Origin of the sequence: Methylobacter tundripaludum SV96, assembly GCF_000190755.2 — a bacterium.
Taxonomy (GTDB): domain Bacteria; phylum Pseudomonadota; class Gammaproteobacteria; order Methylococcales; family Methylomonadaceae; genus Methylobacter_A; species Methylobacter_A tundripaludum.
In genome coordinates, this window is sequence record NZ_JH109152.1 from 1,150,655 (window position 1) to 1,155,351 (window position 4,697).

At 60.0% G+C, this 4,697-nt stretch carries 1 protein-coding gene; it reads right to left on the reverse strand.

Annotated features, from left to right (window positions below; translation table 11 throughout):
* A partial coding sequence (locus tag METTU_RS23965) for a beta strand repeat-containing protein (RefSeq protein WP_217182790.1) occupies positions 1 to 4,697 on the reverse strand: 4,697 nt, incomplete at both ends.

The following is a 4,697-nucleotide window of genomic DNA, read 5'->3' on the forward strand; positions in this document are numbered from 1 at the left end:
GGTAATCTCGACGTTGGAGGTATCGGTCAGGGTATAAGTCGCGCCGCCTTCTCCGGTGAAGGTGAATTTGTTGGCGACGATGTCGTTGGTCGCGCCGGACTTCGACAGGAAGCCGGTGCCGGTCACCACCAATGCGCCGGTGGTGGCATCGTAGGTGGACGAGGTAATGGCCGGCACCGCCACATTGCTGACGGTGATGCCGTTGCCGGTCAGATCGGCATCGGTGACCCCGGCCGCCGCTCCGGCGGTCCAGTCTTCGGCCGCGGCCAGGTTATAGGTGGTGCCGCTGGTCGATGCCGTGCCGTTTTTGTTGATCATCTGGTTGATCGCCGCCTTGTCGGTCGCGCTCAAGGTGATGGTGAACGCGGTGCCGGAGGTAATTTCGACGTTGGAGGTATCGGTCAGGGTATAAGTCGCGCCGCCTTCGCCGGTAAAAGTGAATTTGTTGGCGACGATGTCGTTGGTCGCGCCGTTCAATTTCAGGAAGCCGGTGCCGGTCACCACCAATGAGCCGGTGGTGGCATCGTAGGTGGACGAGGTAATAACCGGCACCGCCACATTGCTGACGGTGATGCCGTTGCCGGTCAGATCGGCATCGGTGACCCCGGCCGCCGCTCCGGCGGTCCAGTCTTCGGCCGCGGCCAGGTTATAGGTGGTGGCGCTGGTTGAGGCGGTGCCGTTTTTGTTAATGATCAGATTGATCGCGGCCTTGTCGGTCGCACTCAAGGTAATCGTGAACGCGGTGCCGGAAGTGATTTCGGCGTTCGAGGTATCGGTCAGGGTATAAGTCGCGCCGCCTTCGCCAGTGAAGGTGAATTTGTTGGCGACAATGTCGTTGGTTGCGCCGGACTTCGACAGGAAGCCGGTGCCGGTCACCACCAATGCACCGGTGGTGACATCGTAGGTGGACGAGGTAATGGCCGGTACCGCCACATTGCTGACGGTAATGCCGTTAGTGGCATCCACATCGGTGACCCCGGCCGCCGCTCCGGCGGTCCAGTCTTCGGCCGCAGCCAGGTTATAGGTGGTTGCGCCGGTCGACGAAGTGCCGTTTTTGTTGATCATCTGGTTGATCGCGGCCTTGTCGGTCGCACTCAAGGTAATCGTGAACGCGGTGCCGGAGGTAATCTCGACGTTCGAGGTATCGGTCAGGGTATAAGTCGCGCCGCCTTCGCCGGTGAAGGTGAATTTGTTGGCGACGATGTCGTTGCTCGCGCCGGACTTCGACAGGAAGCCGGTGCCGGTCACCACCAATGCGCCGGTGTTGGCATCGTAGGTGGACGAGGTAATCACCGGCACCGCGACATTGCTGGCGGTAATGCCGTTGCCGGTCAAATCGGCATCGGTGACCCCGGCCGCCGCTCCGGCGGTCCAGTCTTCGGCCGCGGCCAGGTTATAGGTGGTGCCGCTGGTCGATGCGGTACCGTTTTTGTTGATCATCTGGTTGATCGCAGCCTTGTCGGTCGCGCTCAAGGTGATCGTGAACGCGGTACCGGAGGTAATTTCGACGTTCGAGGTATCGGTCAGGGTATAGGTCGCGCCGCCTTCGCCGGTGAAAGTGAATTTGTTGGCGACGATGTCGTTGGTCGCGCCGTTCAATTTCAGGAAGCCGGTACCGGTCACCACCAACGCGCCGGTGGTCGCATCGTAGGTGGACGAGGTAATGGCCGGTACTGCCACATTGCTGGCGGTAATGCCGTTACCGGTCAGATCCGAAGTATCGCCCGCAGTCACTTGAGCGTCCCAATCATCGGCCGCGGCCAAGTTATAGGTCGTCGCACCGGTCGAGCTTGTGCCGTTCTTGTTGACGATCTGGTTGAGCGCGGCCTGGTCGGTCGCGCTTAAGGCCAATGTGAACGATGTTGCGCTGGTGAGTTCGACATCCACCGTATCGGTCAGGGTATAAGTCACGCCGCCTTCACCGGTAAAAGTCAGCTTCGTAGCGGTGATGTCGTTGGTTGCACCCGCTTTGGCCTGCATATTGGTGCCGGTCACCACCAGGCTGCCGGTCGCTGCGTCATACGTCGCTGAAGTGATTTTTGGAGCAATAGACACGGTGACGGCATTAACGGCATCGGCAATGTTGACTGCCGAATTCGCCCCCGCCAGCCAGCCATCGGCGGCGGCCAGATTGTAGGTGGAGCCGCCGGAGGAGGTTGTGCCGATATTATCCAGCAACGCATCGACACTGGTTTTATCGGCGCCTGTCAGAGTGACAGTGATCGCCGTTGCCGAGGTGATGTCCACATTCGACGCGCTGGTCAGGGTGTATGTAGCATTGGCGATGCCGCCGGTGAAAGTCAACTTGGTGAGGTCAATATCGTTATTGGCGCCCACTTTGCTAAACAAGTTGGTGCCGGTCACCATCAATACGCCGGTATCCGAATCGTAGGTAGACGACGTAATCGTCGGCGTCGGGAAATTGCTGACCGTTATGCCGTTGCCGGTAAGGTCTGCCACAACCGTAGCGACGGCGGTACCCGCCATCCAATCCTCGGCAGCGGCTAAATTGTAGGTGGTGGCGCCTGATGACGAAGTACCGTTTTTATTCAGCAAACCGCGTACCACGATTTGGTCCGCGGCGTTCAATGTTACCGAGAACGTGGTAGCGTCGGTAATTTCGACATCAGATGAAGTCAGCGTATAAGTTCCGCCCTCGCCCGTCAGCGTAAGCAGGGACACCGCAACATCGTTGGTTGCACCGGATTTGGAGACCAGATTAGTGCCGGTCACCGTCAGCACGTTGGTGCCGGCGTCATAGGTGGCTGAGGTCACGGTCGGAGCTGCGTAGTTGCTCACCGTGATCGCATTGGTAGTGTCGCTGCCGTTAGTGGCATCGCCCCGGTTCCAACTGGCCGCCGCCGACAGGTTATACGTCGCGGTACTCACCGCTGAGGTTCCGTCCTTGTTCAGCAGGGCTTCCACATTAGTCAGGTCGGCTCCGCTGAGCGTCACCGAGAACGAGGTTGCCGAAGTAATCTCCACGCCGGTGGCATTGGTGAGCGTATAAGTCGCTCCGCCTTCGCCGGTAAACGTCAGTTTAGTGAGATCAATATCGTTGGTCGCACCGGACCTTGACAGGAAGTCCGTACCGGTGACCACCAGGATGTTGGTATTGTAATCGTAGGTGGCGCTGGTGATGGCCGGCACCGCCACGTTACTCACGGTGATGCCGTTGCCGGTCAGGTCGGCATCGGTGACCCCGGCCGCCGCTCCGGCGGTCCAGTCTTCAGCCGCGGCCAAGTTATAGGTCGTAGCGCCGGTTGACGAGGTGCCGTTTTTGTTAATGATCTGGTTGATTGCCGCTTTGTCGGTCGCGCTCAAGGTGATCGTGAACGCGGTGCCGGAGGTAATTTCGACGTTCGAGGTATCGGTCAGGGTATAGGTCGCGCCGCCTTCGCCGGTGAAGGTGAATTTGTTCGCGACGATGTCGTTGGTCGCGCCGGACTTCGACAGGAAGCCGGTACCGGTCACCACCAACGCGCCGGTGGTGGCATCGTAGGTGGACGAGGTAATCGCCGGCACCGCCACGTTGCTGGCGGTGATGCCGTTGCCGGTCAGGTCGGCATCGGTGACCCCGGCCGCCGCTCCGGCGGTCCAGTCTTCGGCCGCGGCCAGGTTATACGTGGTGCCGCTGGTCGACGACGTGCCGTTTTTGTTAATGAACTGGTTGACTGCCGCCTTGTCGGTGGCGCTCAGGGTGATGGTGAACGAGGTGCCCGAGGTGATCTCGACGTTGGCGGTATCGGTCAAGGTGTAAGTTGCGTTGCCCTCCCCCTTAAAGGTGAATTTATTGGCGACGATGTCGTTGCTCGCGCCGTTCAATTTCAGGAAGCCGGTGCCGGTCACCACCAACGCGCCGGTGGTGGCATCGTAGGTGGACGAGGTAATGGCCGGCACCGCCACGTTGCTGACGGTGATGCCGTTGCCGGTCATGTAGGGTAATTCGTGACTCAGTGGGCATGCCCCGGCGGTCCAGTCTTCGGCCGCGGCCAGGTTATAGGTGGTGGCGCTGGTTGAGGCCGTGCCGTTTTTGTTGAGCATCTGGTTGATCGCGGCTTTGTCGGTTGCGCTCAAGGTGATCGTGAACGAGGTGCCGGAGGTAATCTCGATGTTGGAGGTATCGGTCAGGGTATAAGTCGCTCCGCCTTCGCCGGTAAAAGTGAATTTATTGAGATCGATGTCATTGGTCGCGCCGGACTTTGACAGGAAGCCGGTACCGGTCACCACCAAGACGCCGGTGGTGGCATCGTAGGTGGAGGAGGTAATGGCCGGCACCGCCACGTTACTGACGGTGATGCCGTTGCCGGTCAGGTCGGCATCGGTGACCCCGGCCGCCGCTCCGGCGGTCCAGTCTTCAGCCGCAGCCAAGTTATAAGTGGTACCGCCGGTTGAGGCCGTGCCGTTTTTGTTGAGCATCTGGTTGATCGCGGCTTTGTCGGTTGCGCTCAAGGTGATCGTGAACGCGGTGCCGGAAGTGATTTCGACGTTCGAGGTATCGGTCAGGGTATAAGTCGCGCCGCCTTCGCCGGTGAAAGTGAATTTGTTGGCGACGATGTCGTTGGCCGCGCCGTTTAATTTCAGGAAGCCGGTACCGGTCACGACCAATGCGCCGGTGGTGGCATCGTAGGTGGACGAGGTAATCGCCGGCACCGCCACGTTGCTGGCGGTGATGCCGTTGCCGGTCAGATCGGCAT